We start from the raw sequence: 936 nt of genomic DNA, 5'->3' as shown, positions 1-936 counted from the left end.
AAGACGGCGGCGGTGCGTACTTCACCGGTTCCGCCGATGCCGACCTGACAAACACCACCTTCACCGGCAACACGGCAATGAACTGGGGCGGCGGTGCGTACTTCGTCGATTCCCCCGGTGCCGTCCTGACGGGCGTGACCTTTGCGAACAACACGGCAACGAACAACGGTGGCGGTGCATTCTTCCGCGGTTCCACCGGTGCCGCCCTGACACGCACGACCTTCACAAACAACACGGCAGATTTCGGCGGCGGTGCGGATTTCGAAAATTCCGCCGATGCCGCCCTGACGGACACTATCTTTGCAAACAACACGGCAGATTATGGCAGTGGCGGTGCGTGGTTCGCCTATTCCCCCAATGCCACCCTGACACGCGCGATCTTTGCGAACAACACGGCAAAGGACCTCAGCGGCGGCGGTGCGTGCTTCGAAGGTTCCACTAATGCTACCCTGACGAACACGACCTTCACGAACAACACGGCAGCAGAGTACGGCGGCGGTGTGGTATTCTCCTCATCCGAAGGCGCCAGACTGACGGACACGACCTTTGCGAACAACACGGCAGCACAGAACAGCGGCGGCGGTGCGTGCTTCAAGACTTCCGCCGTTACCGCCCTGACGAACACGACTTTTGTGAACAACACGGCAAACAGTAACGGCGGCGGTGCGTATTTCGACGGTTCCGACAATGCCGCCCTGACGGACACGACCTTTGCGAACAACACGGCAGCACAGAACGGCGGCGGTGCGTATTTCATCCGTTCCACCGGTGCCGCCCTGACGTACACGACTTTTGTGAACAACACGGCAACCATGAATGGCGGCGGTGCGTTCTTCACCGGTTCCACCAATGCCACCCTGACGGACGCGACCTTCACAAACAACACGGCAGCACAGAACGGCGGCGGTGCGTTCTTCATCATTTCCACCGGTGCCG

At 60.3% G+C, this 936-nt stretch carries 1 protein-coding gene; it reads left to right on the top strand.

Annotated features, from left to right (window positions below):
- On the top strand, nt 1–936 hold a 936-nt coding region (locus BP869_RS03095), incomplete at both ends, for a right-handed parallel beta-helix repeat-containing protein (RefSeq protein ID WP_342677395.1).

It is taken from the genome of Methanofollis sp. UBA420 (assembly GCF_002498315.1).
GTDB lineage: Archaea > Halobacteriota > Methanomicrobia > Methanomicrobiales > Methanofollaceae > Methanofollis.
Note: the sequence above shows the minus strand (reverse complement) of the source record. Positions and strands in the feature narration are given on the sequence as shown.